Here is a 17,139-nt window from a genome sequence, read left to right on the forward strand (position 1 = left end):
CGTATAGATTAAAAAGGAGAAAATATAGATGGGATTTCAAATTTATGAATGGCTGGAGATGTATGCAGAGGCAGTAGATAGGACTTTTGGATACAGAGTATGGTTTTTAGGAGTGCAGGGAAGTTATGCACGAGGAGAAGGAACGCAGGACAGTGATATAGATGTTGTACTGGTATTAGATAAACTGCTTGCCGCTGACCTTCGCATTTATAGAAACATGCTGGATGAACTGCCGTATAGAGAAAAAACATGTGGTTTTATTTCCGGCAGACAAGAACTGGAGAATTGGACGAAAGCAGATTTGTTTCAGTTTTGCCATGACACCGTGCCGTTAAAGGGAAGCCTTGAAAATATACTGTCTGCAGTGACAGAGAACGATATAAGAGAGGCAGTACATATGGGAGCGTGTAATATTTATCATGGCGCATGCCATAATATTGTCCATGAACGGCAGAAAGAAATCACACAGTCTTTATATAAGTCGGCAGTTTTTGTATTACAGGCAAAATATTTTCTGGAAAGTCAGGTGTATATCAGTAAAAGAGCGGAATTATTTGTAAAACTGTCGGGGAAAGACCGGGAGATCCTATATATAGCCATGCAGATGAAAAAGGAACTGGATGGACAGAAAGGAACATTGGATGAAGCCGACCAAAAACTGATCGATTGGGCGTCGGATATAATATACAAAATGAATAATATGAAAATAAATAAGTCATAATATACAGGTATTTAGCTGAAAAAGTGCTTTTAGATCACGATAAAATGCAAGAAATGATTGACGAAATTTCATTTTGGCGATACAATAACATGCAGTGAGATAAAATGCACAAAGAAAATGGAGGAGTACGAAATGACAGCATATAAAGCATTGAGCCGGGAAGAATTAAAACAAGTCAAGGAGGAACTAGAGCAGCAGTTTGCAGAAGTAAGGGCGAGAGGACTTAAAATGGATATGTCCAGAGGAAAACCATCGGCAGAACAACTGGAACTTTCTGTGGGAATGCTTGATACGGTAAACAGCAAAAGCTCCCTGCTTTGTGAGAATGGAATGGATGCAAGAAATTATGGGATATTGGATGGGATACCGGAGGCGAAGAAACTGTTTGCGGATATAATGGAAACAGAGCCGGAGAATGTGATCGTATTTGGTAATTCCAGCCTGAATATCATGTATGATACGGTGGCACGTTCTATGCTGCACGGCGTGATGGGCTGTACTCCTTGGTGCAAGCTGGATAAAGTGAAATTCTTATGTCCTGTTCCAGGATATGACAGACATTTTGGGATTACGGAACATTTTGGGATTGAAATGATCAATATTCCCATGCGCGAGGATGGACCGGATATGGATATGGTAGAGGACCTTGTCAATACGGATGCTTCTGTAAAAGGGATCTGGTGTGTGCCAAAATATTCCAATCCACAGGGAATCACATATAGTGGTGAAACAGTCCGCCGTTTCGCACATTTGCAGCCGGCAGCAGAGGATTTCAGAATTTACTGGGACAATGCGTATTGTGTGCATCATCTATATGAAGATAAACAAGATCAGATTTTGGAAATATTAGAAGAATGTAAAAAAGCAGGTAGTCCGGATATGGTATATAAGTTTTCCTCTACATCCAAGATCAGTTTTCCGGGCGCGGGAATTGCAGCGTTGGCGGCATCGGAAGCTAACCTAAAAGATGTGAAAAATACAATGAAAATGCAGACTATAGGGCATGACAAGATCAATCAACTCCGACACGTGAGATTTTTCAAAGATTTGGATGGTATCCATGCACATATGAAAAAGCATGCAGAGATCATCCGTCCGAAATTTGAGGCTGTCCTTTCGGCTTTAGAAAGAGAACTGGGGGATCTTGAGATTGGAAGGTGGATTGCGCCAAGAGGCGGGTATTTTATCTCCTTTGAGGCAATGGATGGCTGCGCCAAAGCAATCGTGGCAAAAGCCAAGGAAGCAGGACTTGTGATGACCGAAGCAGGTGCAACGTATCCGTATGGGAAAGATCCCCATGACAGCAATATTCGGATCGCGCCGACCTATCCAACGTTGGAAGAATTAAAAGAGGCAGCAGAAATTTTTGTGCTGAGTGTAAAATTAGTAAGTGCAGAAAAATTGTTGAAAGAAAGTATATAGCATGCTATTTAAAAAAGCAAGATAATCCAAGCATGAGAAAAGGAGATGCATCTTCAATGGTTAAATATAGTGAAGAGACATCTCCTTTTTCATGCTTATTTAAATTTTACTGCTGTGCCATAGGCCATCACTTCCGCAGCTCCCTGGGCGATAGAACTGGAGGCGAAGCGCATGGCAACGACGGCGTCGGCAGGAAAACGTTCTGCATCCTCTATCATACGTTCATAGGCGATATCCCGTGCTTGATTCATCATGTCTACATAAGATTTCATCTCGCCGCCGACCAGGTTTTTAAAAGAACTACCTATATCTCGGCCGATATTTTTACATTGGATCGTACTTCCTTTTACCAGTCCTAGTACCTCAAAATTCTGACCCGGTATTGTTTCAGTGGTTACTACTAACATGATGATAGCCCTCCTTATCCAAATAAAAATGTGTCTGTTACATAATAATATAATTATTATAGCATGGTTTTGTGTTCTGGAAAATGATATTTCTGCTGTTTTTATTATGGCAGGGTCCCGTTTCTACCATAAACCGAGTATATGCTGCATGCACAAACTTACAAAAGTGATCCCGATCCAACAGCAGAAACCGGTAAAAATTGGTTTTGCGCCGGTACGGACAAGCTGGATGATATTTGTATGCAATCCGATCGCTGCCATGGCCATGACGATCAGAAATTTGCTTAGTTCTTTTAGAGGGGCAGTCACTTCATAGGGGAGCTGGAATATGGTAGTGACCACGCTGGCGAGTATAAAAAAGAGAACAAAGAACGGAAAAGATTTTTTCAGGCTAAAAGTAGAATCTTTTCTGTTTTTTTCTTTTCGGCCTCGCCAGAGAGCAAGAGTCAATGTGATAGGAATGATCGCCAGTGTCCGTGTCATTTTGACGATTGCGGCAGCTTCTAGTGTGTGGCTTGCGTGTATGCCGTCCCAGGCGGCGGCAGCGGCTGTGACAGAGGAAGTATCATTGATCGCGGTTCCAGCGAATAAACCGAATCCTTCATTGCTGAGCCCAAGAAGACCTCCCAGCGTGGGAAATAGGAGAGCGGCAAGGACATTGAAAAGAAAAATAACAGAGATAGACTGTGCTACGTCTTCGTCAGAAGCATCAATGACCGGAGCGGTAGCGGCGATAGCGCTTCCTCCGCAGACAGAAGAACCGACGCCTACAAGGATCGCGCTGTCCGGTGTTAATTTTAATACCTTATAGAGAAAAAAGGCAATGAGTAGAGAAACAGAGATTGTAGAAAGGATAATAGGGAGTGACTGTCTGCCTTTTGCCAGTATTTCTGTCAGATTCATGCCGAAACCTAAAAAAACGACAGCTGCCTGTAAGATTTTTTTAGATGTATAGTGGATCCCCGGAGCAAATTTTTCTTTTTGCGGCATGAATAAAGTAAGGATCATTCCAATCAAGATAGAAAATACAGGCCCTCCTACGACAGGAAAACGTTGACCTAAAAACCAGGCTGGGAACGAGATGAATAGACAAAGAAGCAGACCTGCACCATTTTTTTTAATAAAGTTCATACTATATTCCTCCATAGATGATGATAAAAATTTCAGCAACAGGCGAGGCAGGGGTATACGCAAGATTGCTGTTGAAAAAAGCATACCATAAAGAGAATATAAAATATAATTATATATCTTTATTTTATAATAAATATATGTTATGATAAATGCAGGGAGTAATTACTATAAAGCTGATAAGGTCAGCATATATAGGGTGCGGGCTGTTCTGATCGGAATATCCCGCATCTTGTTTCAATAGGACGCTATATACCTGTTTGGGCATCCCGCAATTTGGGCCTTACAGGCTGACGGGCTATGCCCGATAAGGTATAGGATAGAAATATAAGAGGGGTCTATATGCTTGATTTTCGTATGGAAACATTTTTAAAAGTCTGCCACTGCATGAATTTTACAAGGGCAGCAGAAGAACTTCACATTACACAGCCGGCAGTTTCACAGCATATCCACTATCTGGAGAAATACTACCATACGAAATTATTTCTCTATGAAGGGAAAAAACTGCGTTTGACGAATGCGGGCGAACTGCTTAGAAATGCATCTATGACAATGAAACATGATGAGCTTTCTCTCCAGAATGAAATGAGAAAGGAAGGGGAAGAATTAAAAGAGATACGCTTTGGGGCGACACGTACGGTAGGAGATGCATTGATGGGGAAGATACTGGCAAAGTATCTGGCCTCGTATCCGGATGCGAAGATACACATGGAAGTGGAAAATACGAATATGCTGCTGAACAGATTGGATGAAGGGCAGATTGATTTTGCGATCGTGGAAGGGTTTTTTAAGAAAAGAGAATATGATTTTATGCATTATTCAACAGAAGCATATATTGCTGTCTGTGGGCAGAGGTATGCGTTTGTAAAGAAACCGGAAAAAATAGAAGATTTATTCGGAGAACGTCTTCTGCTGCGGGAATCGGGTTCCGGTACAAGAGAAGTACTGGAGCGGTTTTTGAGTTCACAGAATTTTAGCCTGGATGATTTTAAGAAATGTGTGGAAGCAGGAAGCCTGCAGACCATTAAAGAGTTGACAAAAGCAGGATGTGGTATTACATTTTTATATGAAGTTGCTGTAAAAGATGAACTGGAAAAGGGCGAGATACAAAAGATCGATCTGCCGGATTTTCAGGTGTCTCATGACTTTACGTTTCTCTGGCGTCGGGGGAGTATTTATGCAGAGCGCTACAGAGAGATATTTCAGAGATTTTCGATATGAAGAACGCAGTATACGCAAGATTATAAAAAAGGAAGTGATGTAGGTGTTACAGGTAGAGCATTTATCTTATGATATAGTAGAAGAAGGACGGCAGTCGGAGATTTTATCCGACGTTAGTTTTACCGTTCAGGATGGAGAGATGCTGGTCATTACGGGACCAAATGGAGGCGGCAAATCTACGCTGGCAAAAGTGTTGATGGGAATCAACAAAGAAACTGCAGGAAAGATTTATCTGGATGGGCAGGATATTACAGCTCTTTCAATAGATGAGCGAGCAAAAGCGGGGATCGGCTTTGCCTTTCAGCAGCCTCCCCGCTTTAAAGGGATGACTGTGAGGCGGCTTTTATCTCTTGCCGCGGGCCGGACATTGGATGAAAAGACTTGCTGTGAACTGTTGAGCAGTGTAGGGTTGTGTGCGAGAGAATATATAGACAGAGAAGCAGATGCTACATTGTCGGGCGGAGAAATGAAACGGATTGAAATTGCTACGGTTCTTGCGAAGCGCCATGCGCTTTGTATTTTTGATGAGCCGGAAGCCGGGATCGATCTGTGGAGTTTTTCTATGCTGATCAAACGTTTTGAACAGATCCACAGAGAAAAAAAGGAAAGTCTTATTTTAATCTCTCATCAGGAGCGGATCATTGAGATGGCGGATCGTATTATGGTGATTGCGGATGGAAAGAAAAAAAGCATCGGTACGGCACAAGAAATCATGCCGGAGTTATTTGGACATGCAATGGACGCCTGTGAATGTCGTAAGCAAAAAGGAGGGGAACTCTATGGAGCTTGATAAAGTGACGCAGGATGTGCTGGATGTGATAGATTCCTATGGATTTAAACAGAAGGGCGCATATAATTTAAGGTTAAACGGGATGGCTGTATGTCACGGTGACAGCAGACACATCCATATAGTGAAAAAGGAAGATCGACCAGGTATTGATATCCATATCAGCGGCGAGGCAAAAAACGAGCAGGTACACATTCCGGTTGTTATGTCAAAGGAAGGTGTAGATGTTGTATATAATGATTTCTATATAGAAGATGGAGCGGATGTCACCATTATCGCCGGATGTGGGATTCATGGAGAAGGATGCAGCGAGACGAGGCATGACGGTATCCATACTTTCCATGTAGGGGAAAACGCCAATGTAAAATATATAGAGAACCACTATGCACAAGGAGACGGCACGGGGAAAAAAGTGTTGAATCCAGTTACAAAAATATACGTAGGTGAGAACTCTGTGTTTACACTTGAGACTTCACAGATTAAGGGCGTTGATTCTACAGAAAGAGAAAATTATATTGAACTGGCAGAAAACGCTAAGCTTTTTGTGACGGAGAAGCTGATGACACATGAAGAACAGACAGCAATCTCGAATATGGATGTGCAGCTGATGGGAGAAAATAGTTCTGCCAGGATTGTGTCACGTTCTGTTGCAAAAGGGAAATCCAGACAGGTGTTCCATCCGAAAGCAATCGGAAACAATCTCTGCCATGCACATGTGCAGTGTGATTCTATCATCATGGATGAAGCAGAGATCAGTTCCATTCCGGAGATTAACGCAAGGCATGTGGATGCGCAGATCGTACATGAAGCGGCAATTGGAAGGATCAATGATGAACAGCTGATCAAACTGCGGACATTCGGACTCAACGAGGAAGAGGCAGAGGCAGTGATCATCGAAAATTTCTTGAAATAAAAAAAGGGGGATGACAGACGGTATGTTCTAACAACCGTGGTCATTCCCTTTTTGTTATGTTTTGAAAGTTTTTCCTGAGAGTGTCAGACAGAGGGTGTCTTACACACGTCGATCCAGTCTGCGGCTTCTGCAAATTTTTCTAATTCTTCACAGGTCACTTCTACTGCGGAATTTGCGCTCCCCGCAGCGGGGAATACGGTGGAAAAGCGCTTTAGGGACACGTCCAGATACGTCGTGACTGAGGAGGGATTTCCAAAAGGACATACTCCCCCGACGGCGTGTCCAGTGTAGGTTTCGACATCTTCAGGAGATAACATTTTAGCTTTCATGCTAAAGAAATGTTTAAATTTACTATTGTCTATTTTTGTGTCTCCTGCAGTTACAATAAGGATGGCAGTATCTCTTTCCTTAGTATAGAAAGAAAGTGTTTTGGCAATACGTGCAGGTTCTACACCGGCGGCTTGTGCCGCAAGATCAACAGTTGCACTGGAAGATGAAAACTCAATAATTTCTTTAGATATATTTTTGTTTTTAAAATAATCTTTAACAATCTGAACAGACATTGTGATCTCCTTTATTTTTCCTGTTATTTATGATATAGGATACCAAGTTTACTATTGTGTATTATAACAGAAGTATCTTTACAGTAAAAGAGGATTGTGGTAAGATATGGGCGGATATCTGACAAAGAGTTTTCTCAGGCGGGGAGCGCCGTTTGGGTTTTTACTGTACCGGCGTACGAGGTACGAAAATAACCTGCGAGGGAATCCGTGTTCCGGAGTGAGAGGATACCAAGGAGTATCGACCGTTATTTCAGGAGGTTAACATGAAAAACATCAATGTAAAAAAGCTTGCTTTGGCAGGCATTCTTGTAGCTGTCGGTATTGTCTGTTCTCCGCTGTCTATTCCGGTGGGCGCGTCAAAATGTGCTCCAGTCCAGCATTTTATCAATATATTGGGCGGCGTCTTTTTAGGACCGGGGTATGCGGTAGGGATGGCGTTTGTAACGAGTCTTTTGCGTAATTTGATGGGAACCGGGACACTGCTGGCATTTCCGGGATCCATGTGTGGAGCGTTTCTCTGTGGTATGTTATATAAGTATGGGAAACATCTGCCTTATGCATATGTAGGTGAACTGTTCGGTACATCAGTGATCGGAGGGATTTTAAGTTATCCGGTTGCAGCGTTTCTGATGGGAAGCGACAGCGCTGTTTTTGGTTTCGTGATTCCATTTTTTATTTCTAGTTTTGGCGGCACGATACTGGCAGTTGTTCTCGTTACTGTGATGAAAAGAATGAAAGTGTTGGATATATATCTGGGAAATTTGAATTATCAATAGAAATAACAGGGGAGCTTGCGCAGCAGGCAGGCTGAGAGTAGACGAACGTGTCTAGACCCGTGACCTGATTTGGATAATGCCAACGTAGGGAATATATAAACGCATTCGCAGCGGGTATACCTCATTGGTATACCCGCTTTTATCGAATAAGAAGCATAGGAGGATTTATCATATGATAAAAAAGTGCATGCAGCAAGTGAGAAAAACTGCTCCTTTGGTACATAATATTACAAATTATGTTACTGTAAATGATGTGGCGAATATATTGCTGGCCTGTGGAGGAAGTCCGATCATGTCGGATGAAGCAGAAGATGTGGAGGACATTACATCTATCTGCGGCGGACTTAATATCAATATTGGAACTTTGCACAAAACAAGTATAGAAGGAATGTTTAAGGCAGGAAGAAAGGCAAATGTATTGGGGCATCCTGTCCTGCTGGATCCGGTGGGGGCAGGCGCCAGTGCGCTTAGAACGAATACGGCGCTGAGATTGCTGAAGGAAATCCAACTGACCGCTATCCGTGGAAATATGTCGGAGATCAGGACGCTGGCAAATGGAAGCGGGACGACAAAGGGGGTAGATGCGGACATAGCAGATATCGTGAAAGAAGAGAATCTGAAAGAAGCGGTTGCTTTTGTGAAAAAATTTGCGGATGAAACGAAGACGATCATTGCTGTCACAGGGGCCATTGATCTTGTATCAGACGGAAAACAATGTTATGTGATACGAAATGGACGTCCGGAGATGGGGAAGGTTACCGGAACCGGATGTCAGTTATCCGGCATGATGACAGCATATCTGACAGCGAATCCGGAGAATCATCTGGAAGCTGCGGCAGCAGCAGTCTGTGCAATGGGACTTGCCGGGGAGATCGGGTTTAGTTATATGTGCAAAGGAGATGGAAATGCGACATATCGCAGCCGTATCATCGATGCAGTTTATAATATGACAGGAGAAGAATTAGAAAGAGGTGCAAAGTATGAGGTGCTCTAAAAAAGATCTACTTCTTTATGCGGTGACAGACAGAAGATGGCTGCATGGAAAGAGACTTTGTGAACAAGTGGAAGAAGCCTTAAAAGGAGGCGCGACATTTATACAGCTCAGGGAAAAAAATCTGGAGGAAGCCGCATTTTTAAAAGAGGCAGAAACGATAAAAGAACTTTGCAGCCAGTACAAAGTCCCGTTTGTGATCAATGATAATGTAGAAATCGCAAAAGCGGTTGACGCAGATGGAGTGCACGTGGGTCAAAGTGATATGGAAGCGCTGCATGCACGAGAAATACTGGGTGAGGATAAGATCATCGGTGTATCGGCGCAGACAGTAGAGCAAGCTGTAAAAGCAGAAAAAAATGGCGCAGATTATTTGGGAGTAGGAGCAGTATTTGCTACAGGTTCTAAGGCAGACGCAAAAGAAGTCGATCATGAGACGCTAAAAGAAATCTGTGCGGCAGTAAATATTCCGGTGATCGCGATCGGTGGGATTGGCGAAGCAAACGTTATGAGACTAAAAGGAAGTGGAATCTGCGGTATAGCAGTCATCAGTGCTGTCTTTGCACAGTCAGATATACAAAATGCAGCAAAGAGACTGCGTGATCTGACAAAAGAAATGCTAGGTGAAAGATAAAGAAAATGATAAAAGGTATCGTATTTGATGTGGATGGAACGCTTTTAAATTCCATGCCTGTTTGGGAAAACTTAGGAGAATTATATTTGAAGAGTTTAGGGATAGCGGCAGAAAAAGATCTTAGAAATATCCTCTTTGAGATGAGTTTGGAGGAAGGCGCTGCATATCTGATCAAAACATATGGACTCGCGCTTACGGAAACGGAGGTGGTAAGTGGCCTGAACAGACGGGTAGAAGAGTTTTACAGAGAGAAAGTTCCTCTGAAAGAAGGCGTAAGACAATATCTGGATGAATTTAAAGCGAGAAAAATACCCATGACGATCGCGACATCCGGAGATAGGCAAAATGCAGAAGCAGCATTAAAAAGATTAGGAGTTTTTTCTTATTTTCAAGGGATTTTTACATGTGCAGAGATTGGAAGCAGTAAATCGCAGCCGGATATTTATCTGGCCGCAGCGCTGCAGATGGATACAGAACCTGAAAATACATGGGTATTTGAAGATGCGTATCACGCTGTCCTAACGGCGAAGAAGGCAGGTTTTAAGACAGTTGCCGTATATGACAAGGCAAATGACAGAAATCTTGCAAGAATATGGAATACGGCGGATATTTATTTGGCCGCATATACGGATTTCGCGTTGGTTTATAAAAGAATGGCTGGAGAATGAAAGAAAAGAGAGGAAAAGTACGATGAAAACTGCATTGACGATCGCTGGAAGCGACTGCAGCGGAGGAGCCGGAATACAGGCTGATATTAAAACAATGATGGCAAATGGGGTATTCGCTATGAGTGCTGTGACAGCCTTGACTGCGCAGAATACAACTGGGGTGGCAGGGATCATGGAGGTGACTCCCGGGTTTTTGAAGGAACAATTAGACTGTATATTTAACGATATACGCCCGGATGCCGTAAAAATTGGAATGGTATCGTCCGGTGAGCTGATACGGGCAATAGCAGAAAAGTTAAAAGAGTATCATGCTGTACATATCGTAGTCGATCCGGTAATGGTGGCGACGAGCGGGGCAAAATTGATCAGTGACGATGCGATAGATATATTGAAAGAAGAACTGTTAGGGATTGCGGATATACTGACTCCGAATATCCCAGAGGCAGAAGTGCTGGCAGAAATGTCGATAAGAACAGAAGAAGATATGATAAAAGCAGCAGAAAAAATCGGATGGTATTACCATTGCGCAGTGCTTTTAAAAGGTGGACATCAGTTAAACGACGCCAATGATCTGCTGTATCGGGAAGCAACATACAGATGGTTTTACGGGAAACGAATCTCGAATCCGAACACTCATGGGACAGGATGTACTTTATCCAGCGCAATTGCCTCAAATCTGGCAAAAGGCTTTTCTATGGATATATCGGTAGAACGCGCGAAAAGTTATATTTCAGGAGCGTTGGGAGCTATGTTGGATCTGGGGGCAGGCAGCGGACCTATGGATCATGCTTTTGCTATTACCGGAGAATATGTAAAAGAAGCAGAAAAATACAGGCAGTAAAAGTAAGAAAAAGATTGTATATTGCCGAAATATTCGATATTATGTATATAATGCCAATTTATAAATGGTATGTCCGAATTCTATAAAAGAAGAGAGAGAGGGTTTTTCATGGACAGTTCAATTTTTATTGGAACATGGTGGTCGTTGGTACCGCCGCTGCTGGCAATATTGCTTGCTTTTATAACAAAGGAGGTATATAGTTCACTCTTCATAGGGGTTGCTGTGGGCGCATTGCTGTATGCAGGCTTTGATCCCTGGAATGCATTTGTATCTTTCTTTGACATCATGAAGGAGAGTATGAATTTAAATATTTTGATATTTGATGTATTGCTCGGTATGATCATCGTACTGATGGCGAAATCAGGCGGCTCGGCGGCATATGGAAGGTGGGCAGGGAAAAAGATCAAGAGCAAAAAAAGCTCGCTGCTTGCGACGACTGGATTGGGCATATTAATATTTGTGGACGATTATTTTAATTGTCTGACAGTAGGTTCAGTCATGCGTCCTGTGACAGATCGTTATAAAGTTTCTAGAGCAAAGCTTGCCTATATTATCGATGCAACGGCAGCTCCGGTTTGTATCATCGCTCCAATCTCCAGCTGGGCGGCAGCGGTGAACTCTTATGTACCTGAAGATGCGGGGATTACTGGTTTTCAACTTTTTTTGCGCACGATTCCGTATAATTTATATGCAATTCTGACAATTGCGATGGTATTGTTTATCATTATTTCGGGTTTTGATTTTGGATTGATGAAAAAGCACGAAAGAAATGCGGCCAAAGGAGACTTGTTTACAAGCGGCGGAGAAGAATTTGATAAAATTGAAGAAGAATCTGGCTCTAAGCAGGGGAAAGTGATCGATCTTATACTTCCGGTCGCAGTTCTGATCGTGTCTGCGATAGGAGCAATGATCTATACTGGCTTTCTGGGCGGAGCAACGGATCTGATCACGGCTTTTTCTGGTTGTGATGCAGAGACAAGTCTTATTTTTGCGACAATGGTGACAGTATTGTTTATGTTTCTTTTGTATATGCCGCGAAAAGTAATCACATTTAAAGGCTTTATGGATAGTTTTGTAGAAGGGTTTAAACTGATGATACCTGCGGTTGCGATCTTGATTTTTGCCTGGTCCTTAAAAGGGATGGGAGATGCTTTGGGAATTGCAGATTTCGTGGGAGAAGTTGTAGGAAAGAATGCACAGGCAAGTATTTTTATACCGGTGATCATGTTTGCTGTGGCGATTTTTTTAGCATTTTCAACGGGAACTTCCTGGGGAACATTCGCGATCCTAGTGCCGATCGTCGTTGCCATGTTCTCATCTGCTTCGAATATGGAGATGATGGTCATTGCAGTTTCAGCTGTACTTGCCGGAGCAGTATGCGGAGATCATGTTTCACCAATATCTGATACGACCGTTATGTCTTCGGCAGGAGCGCAGAGCAATCATATCAACCATGTTTCTACACAGATGCAGTATGCAGCGGTCGTGGCAGGTGTGTGTGTAGCAGGGTATATCATTGCAGGGATAGTTAAAGTATGGTGGATAACGCTTGGTGCCAGCTTTATTCTATTGCTTGCAGTCTTGTTTGGCATGAAGATGTTTTTAGAACGTTCCAAGAAGGAACAGAAGGTGGAAGAAAATGCTTAGGATAGATGTGCCGTATATAGATCAGAGCAAAAGGTATCCAACCGGCTGTGAAAGTGTTTCTGCGACTATGCTTTTACAGTTCTTGGGCATAGAGATTACGGTGGATGAGTTTATCCAGAAGTATCTTGCATGCAGGGAGTTTCAATCTGTAGACGGGGAACTTTATGGACCGGATCCATATAAATATTTTTGTGGCAGCCCATATGATGAAGACTCTCTTGGCTGTTATGCTCCGGTCATCTGCCAGGCACTAAAGAAAGCGCTGCAGGATGCACATGAAAGGAAAATGTGTGGGGAACGGAAATGGATTGTGCTGGATGAAACGGGGCAATCTATGGAGTATCTCACAGATACTTATCTGGATAAAGGAATTCCGGTTATTTTATGGGCGTGTATCAATATGAGAGAGCCTATTGTGGGTCCACAGTGGAAACTTCTCGATTCAAAAGAAAGATTTACCTGGGTGTCAAATGAACACTGTATGCTTTTGACCGGATATGATGAAAAAGGATACTATTTTAATGATCCCTATGAAAATAATGGAGTTGTCTACTATGAAAAAGAACTTACAAACAATAGATATATAGCACAAAAAATGCAGGCGATAGGGATAAGGGAGATATAGATTCCAATCCACAGTACCGCTTAAACTCGTTGATGTTTCGTTCTGTTAGACAATTGTGGAATGAAAACAGACAGTACTATGTGTACATGAAAGTATGACACATGGCACTGTCTGTTTTTTCTCGCGGCGTACTGTTTTGTCAGAACTATAATAATTGTATCCCGTTCTCCAGAGCCTGTTTTGCTGTTTCCTCAGGCCAGATCGAGGATTGTACTTCTCCGATATGCGCTTTTCTTAAATAGTACATGCAGATGCGGGACTGACCGATACCTCCCCCAACTGTATAAGGCAGTTCCCCGTTTAAAAGCGCCTTCTGGAAGGGGAGGGAAGCACGTTCTTCGCAGTCTGCAAGCTTCAGCTGCTTTTTAAGAGCCCCTTCGTCTACCCGAATGCCCATGGAAGAAAGCTCTAATCCGATATCGAGTACCGGATAATATACGATAATATCTCCATTTAATTCCCAGTCATCATAGTCCGGCGCGCGGCCGTCGTGCTTTTTACCGGAAGCAAGTTCTTTGCCGATCTGTGAAATAAACACAGCCCCTTTTGCTTTAGCGATACGATATTCCCTTTCTTTGGGAGCTGCTTCAGGGAACATATCTTCTAATTCCTGAGAAGTGATAAAGAAAATATCATCTGGGAGCCATGGCTCAATATAGTTGTAACGTCGGGAAATAAATTCCTCTGTATCCTTGAGAGCACTGTATACTTTTCGGACAGTGTATTCTAGGGTTTCCATATTTCTTTCTTCTTTGGAAATGATCTTTTCCCAGTCCCACTGGTCTACATAGAGAGAATGGATATTGTCTGTATCTTCATCTCGGCGGATGGCGCTCATATCTGTGTATAGGCCTTCACCGGAGTGAAAGTCATAGTGTTTTAATGCATACCGTTTCCACTTGGCGAGAGAATGTACGATTTCGGCAGCAGTATCGTTCTGTTCCTTAATGCCAAATGAAACGGGACGTTCTACACCATTGAGATTATCATTCATTCCTGATTCTGGCCTGACAAACAGAGGTGCAGAGACTCTGGTCAAATGAAGGGATTTCGCAAGCGCCCGTTCGAAATGGTCTTTGATTTCTTTGATCGCCACTTCCGTTTCACGAATTGTGAGTGGGGAGCGGTAGCTGTTAGGGATCTTAAGTTGTTCCATAATAGTAGCTCCTTTGATTTATTATCTTTACCTATTTTAATGTCAGAAGCCTTGTAAGTCAACCGGAGGAATGGAAGGAATTAAAATTTGTTAAAATGAAGTATATAAAAAAGGAGTAATTAACAGAAAAAATATATATTATATTGATAATAACAGATAATACTGAAAAATATAAAAATTAGACTAAAAATACATTGACAAAATGAAAAATATATAGTATTATTTATCTAACAAATCAAAGAGAGATTTATTCATCCGGCTGATAAATAAAAAATGGAAGCGGACATGGAGAAATTATCATAATGACGAGAAAGTTATGAGAGAAGCAAAATCCATGAGAGAAGCAAAATTGTATATTTATCTAGCAGGAAATTTAAAGAACAGGAGGTACGGACCACCAGCAACGTAAATCAAAAACAGAGACTATCATAAAGATAGAAAAAGAGGTAAAAACAATGATAGAAATATCTATATAAAAGTGGGTGTTAATCAAGATCGGTTGATTAGCATCCATTTTTATGCAGAATAATTCTTGTCTAATAAGAAGAAAATTGATAGAATGATTTCGAAGGGGAAGAAGTGTATAAATAAAAATAAGGGACAAAGGAGTATAAAATGATTTGGAGTACGATGGTGGACAAAATAAAAAATATAGCTGTGGAGATCTTTACACAGGAGGCTGAAGAAAGTCTCCTGCTATCTCAGAATATACTGCTTTTGGCAGTGCTCATAGCAGTGGGAGTTCTCTGGTGTTTTCTGGGGTTAAAATGGATACGTTTATGGTCAGCTTTGATAGGAATGGCGGCAGGGCTGCTGGGAGGAATTTTTGCGGCAGATATGCTTGGTATGGATGCGCTGGTGTCGCTTGTGGCAGGAGCGGTATGCGGCATGCTCTTACTTGTGTTGTGCGCGCGGTTTTATAGGTTTGGTGTGTTCGTCTGTATAGGAAGTATCGGAGCGGTAAGTACTGCATTCTTCCTTCATCTGCAGGGATGGATCTTGCCGGTCATTTGTGCGGCTGTAGGGCTTGTTTTGGCGCTTATATCCATAAAATTTACAACGATCATGGGGATTCTCGTCACAGCATTTTTCGGAGCTATTACAGCGGAGTCTGCTATAGCGTTTTTACTGCCCATACAGGGAACTGTTCTAGAGATTGTGATAGGAGTGTTCCTGGGAGCTATAGGGGTACTTGTTCAGCTTCTTCTTGAATCAAAAAAGAGGAAAAAACAAAGTTTGAAAAAGGCGGCTGAGATCCGCAATACACATTCTACAGAAAATGAAGTGGAAAAGGCAAGAGCGATGATGGAAAACTTGGATCAAATTTCCAAAGAAGATGAAAAAGCGATAGAATAAAAGTTTATCTATAAAGAGTGAAGTCCATTTTATGACACACCTTTTTTGGTATGCTGAATGCATAGCAAAGAGAGGTGTGATTTTTATGTATATTAGAAAATCTGTAATCTGTGGAGTTATTATTTTTATAGGAGTGCTGTTTTTATCGGTTTTATCTATTTTATATTGCTTTACAGAGATCAACATTCCGGGAGTTCTTTATATTTTGGCATGGGGACTGTGTATTTTTCTTATGGTAAAAAGTGTGTCAAAGATAGAAGGACACGTGTAGAAGAATAGTTCAGTTTGGAAAAGCCGTGAAAAGTCAGTGTCTTAAGTTGCCAGCAGTTTTAGAAAGTTGTATAATCAAAGTAAACAACCGGATACTAGATAAGGCAAAGGAGGCTTATTGATGAAGATTGATATGCACTGCCATGTAAAAGAAGGTTCAATAGACAGTAAAGTGAGTTTAGATGAATATATAACGATTTTGAAGCAAAAAGGGTTTCAGGGAATGGTAATCACAGACCATAATACCTATAAGGGCTATCGATACTGGAAAAACACGATGAAGGGAAAAATGCATACAGATTTTGTCGTGCTTAAGGGCATAGAATATGATACCAGAGATGCCGGACATTTTCTTGTGATCATGCCGGAAGGAGTGAAAATGCGGGTTCTGGAAATGCGGGGAATGCCGCTTGCGACACTGATCGATCTTGTACACCGGAATGGAGGAGTACTGGGACCGGCTCATCCATACGGTGAAAAATATATGAGTTTTATGAACACAAAGAGATTTTATAAATCTCCTGAGATCGTAAAGCGATTCGATTTTGTGGAGGCATATAATTGCTGTGAGCCGAAAGCATCAAATGAAGGCGCTGCGAAACTGGCAGCCAAGTATTCGAAAGTAACTGTGGGGGGAAGTGATTCTCATAAGGCGGACTGTGTGGGGCGTGCTTATACGATTCTGCCGGAACCTGTTACCTGCGAGACGGAATTGATCTCTATGATCCATAAGAAGACACATTTCGAAGTAGGGGGAATTCCCTACGAAAAGACGACGAAAGAGAAAATAGGAAAAGTAAATAAATTATTAGTATATTCATTCTGGCTGTATAATAAGGGCGGTGAACTGGTAAAGCGACACGGACGCAATGGAAAGATGGAGGAAGAAAATCCATTTGATCCTATTGATCCTATCGAGTTGTACTATCGTTCTTGAACAAAAGAGAACTTTTTAGAGCGTTTGAGTATTTCAAGAGATTCTGTATCAGACAAAGATACAGAATCTCTGTTTT

The 17,139-nt window shown here is 42.0% G+C and carries 19 protein-coding genes and 1 riboswitch; of the genes, 15 read left to right on the forward strand and 4 right to left on the reverse strand.

Features of this window, described 5'->3' with window-relative positions:
* Positions 1-28 precede the first annotated feature (28 nt).
* Together WKT01_RS04185 and WKT01_RS04190 are read left to right on the forward strand one after the other, a co-directional pair.
* Positions 29-721 carry a nucleotidyltransferase domain-containing protein gene (locus WKT01_RS04185; protein WP_059068437.1) on the forward strand — a complete coding sequence of 231 codons (693 nt, stop codon included), beginning with the start codon at positions 29-31 and terminating at the stop codon, positions 719-721.
* A 132-nt stretch (positions 722-853) separates the two neighbouring features.
* A complete protein-coding gene (locus WKT01_RS04190) occupies positions 854-2,143 on the forward strand; it encodes an aminotransferase (RefSeq protein WP_340311500.1) in 1,290 nt (429 codons plus the stop codon).
* Between the two features lie 95 nt (positions 2,144-2,238).
* On the opposite strand, the gene WKT01_RS04195 is transcribed toward WKT01_RS04190, so the two are convergent.
* Entirely contained in the window at positions 2,239-2,550 is a 312-nt protein-coding gene (locus WKT01_RS04195) for a heavy metal-binding domain-containing protein (RefSeq protein WP_340311501.1), read from the reverse strand.
* Between the two features lie 123 nt (positions 2,551-2,673).
* The gene (locus WKT01_RS04200) at positions 2,674-3,681 is read right to left on the reverse strand and encodes a YeiH family protein (RefSeq protein ID WP_059068443.1); all 1,008 of its coding nucleotides are present in this window, start codon (positions 3,679-3,681) and stop codon (positions 2,674-2,676) included.
* Between the two features lie 339 nt (positions 3,682-4,020).
* Here WKT01_RS04200 and WKT01_RS04205 point away from each other — a divergent pair, with 339 nt between their 5' ends.
* From WKT01_RS04205 to WKT01_RS04215, 3 genes are read left to right on the forward strand one after another with little or no spacing between them, the layout of a single operon-like run.
* On the forward strand, positions 4,021-4,899 hold the full coding sequence (locus tag WKT01_RS04205; RefSeq protein ID WP_340311502.1) for a LysR family transcriptional regulator: 879 nt from the start codon (positions 4,021-4,023) through the stop codon (positions 4,897-4,899).
* Between the two features lie 43 nt (positions 4,900-4,942).
* Complete coding sequence (locus WKT01_RS04210; RefSeq protein ID WP_340311503.1) at positions 4,943-5,689, forward strand: ABC transporter ATP-binding protein; 747 nt, start codon at positions 4,943-4,945, stop codon at positions 5,687-5,689.
* On the forward strand, positions 5,679-6,599 hold the full coding sequence (locus tag WKT01_RS04215) for a SufB/SufD family protein (protein ID WP_340311504.1): 921 nt from the start codon (positions 5,679-5,681) through the stop codon (positions 6,597-6,599). The genes WKT01_RS04210 and WKT01_RS04215 overlap by 11 nt, the downstream gene beginning before the upstream one ends.
* A gap of 83 nt (positions 6,600-6,682) precedes the next feature.
* On the opposite strand, the gene WKT01_RS04220 is transcribed toward WKT01_RS04215, so the two are convergent.
* On the reverse strand, positions 6,683-7,162 hold the full coding sequence (locus WKT01_RS04220; protein ID WP_059068449.1) for a YbaK/EbsC family protein: 480 nt from the start codon (positions 7,160-7,162) through the stop codon (positions 6,683-6,685).
* Positions 7,163-7,425: 263 nt separating this feature from the next.
* On the opposite strand from WKT01_RS04220, the gene thiW reads away from it, so the two are divergent.
* From thiW to WKT01_RS04255, 7 genes are all read left to right on the forward strand, one after another.
* Entirely contained in the window at positions 7,426-7,938 is a 513-nt protein-coding gene (gene thiW, locus WKT01_RS04225; RefSeq protein ID WP_059068451.1) for an energy coupling factor transporter S component ThiW, read from the forward strand.
* A riboswitch (TPP riboswitch) is annotated at positions 7,936-8,047 on the forward strand. (Overlaps the previous gene by 3 nt.)
* A gap of 63 nt (positions 8,048-8,110) precedes the next feature.
* Positions 8,111-8,932, forward strand: coding sequence for a hydroxyethylthiazole kinase (gene thiM, locus WKT01_RS04230; protein ID WP_340311505.1), 822 nt, complete (start codon positions 8,111-8,113; stop codon positions 8,930-8,932).
* Entirely contained in the window at positions 8,919-9,563 is a 645-nt protein-coding gene (gene thiE, locus WKT01_RS04235; protein WP_340311506.1) for a thiamine phosphate synthase, read from the forward strand. Before thiM ends, thiE begins: the two co-directional genes overlap by 14 nt.
* 5 nt (positions 9,564-9,568) lie before the next feature.
* On the forward strand, positions 9,569-10,231 hold the full coding sequence (locus WKT01_RS04240; protein WP_117975868.1) for an HAD family hydrolase: 663 nt from the start codon (positions 9,569-9,571) through the stop codon (positions 10,229-10,231).
* 22 nt (positions 10,232-10,253) lie between these two features.
* Complete coding sequence (gene thiD / locus WKT01_RS04245) at positions 10,254-11,072, forward strand: bifunctional hydroxymethylpyrimidine kinase/phosphomethylpyrimidine kinase (RefSeq protein ID WP_117975869.1); 819 nt, start codon at positions 10,254-10,256, stop codon at positions 11,070-11,072.
* A 108-nt stretch (positions 11,073-11,180) separates the two neighbouring features.
* Positions 11,181-12,719: a Na+/H+ antiporter NhaC family protein gene (locus tag WKT01_RS04250; RefSeq protein ID WP_117975870.1), complete on the forward strand. Its 1,539-nt coding sequence runs from the start codon at positions 11,181-11,183 to the stop codon at positions 12,717-12,719.
* Positions 12,712-13,344, forward strand: a complete 633-nt coding sequence (locus WKT01_RS04255) for a C39 family peptidase (RefSeq protein WP_117975871.1) — start codon at positions 12,712-12,714, stop codon at positions 13,342-13,344. The genes WKT01_RS04250 and WKT01_RS04255 overlap by 8 nt, the downstream gene beginning before the upstream one ends.
* Positions 13,345-13,489: 145 nt before the next feature.
* Here the strand turns inward: WKT01_RS04255 and asnA are convergent, their stop codons facing one another.
* Positions 13,490-14,500, reverse strand: coding sequence for an aspartate--ammonia ligase (asnA, locus tag WKT01_RS04260; RefSeq protein ID WP_059068465.1), 1,011 nt, complete (start codon positions 14,498-14,500; stop codon positions 13,490-13,492).
* A gap of 615 nt (positions 14,501-15,115) precedes the next feature.
* Between asnA and WKT01_RS04265 the strand changes: the two genes are divergently transcribed.
* The 3 genes from WKT01_RS04265 (at position 15,116) to WKT01_RS04275 (ending at position 17,063) form a co-directional block, all read left to right on the forward strand.
* Entirely contained in the window at positions 15,116-15,856 is a 741-nt protein-coding gene (locus WKT01_RS04265) for a hypothetical protein (RefSeq protein ID WP_117975872.1), read from the forward strand.
* Between the two features lie 85 nt (positions 15,857-15,941).
* Positions 15,942-16,127, forward strand: coding sequence for a hypothetical protein (locus WKT01_RS04270; protein ID WP_147337210.1), 186 nt, complete (start codon positions 15,942-15,944; stop codon positions 16,125-16,127).
* 120 nt (positions 16,128-16,247) lie between these two features.
* A complete protein-coding gene (locus WKT01_RS04275) occupies positions 16,248-17,063 on the forward strand; it encodes a PHP-associated domain-containing protein (protein ID WP_059068472.1) in 816 nt (271 codons plus the stop codon).
* The last annotated feature ends 76 nt before the right edge of the window (positions 17,064-17,139 follow it).

This window comes from Mediterraneibacter sp. ICN-202921, assembly GCF_037890075.1.
Lineage (GTDB): Bacteria > Bacillota > Clostridia > Lachnospirales > Lachnospiraceae > Mediterraneibacter > Mediterraneibacter massiliensis.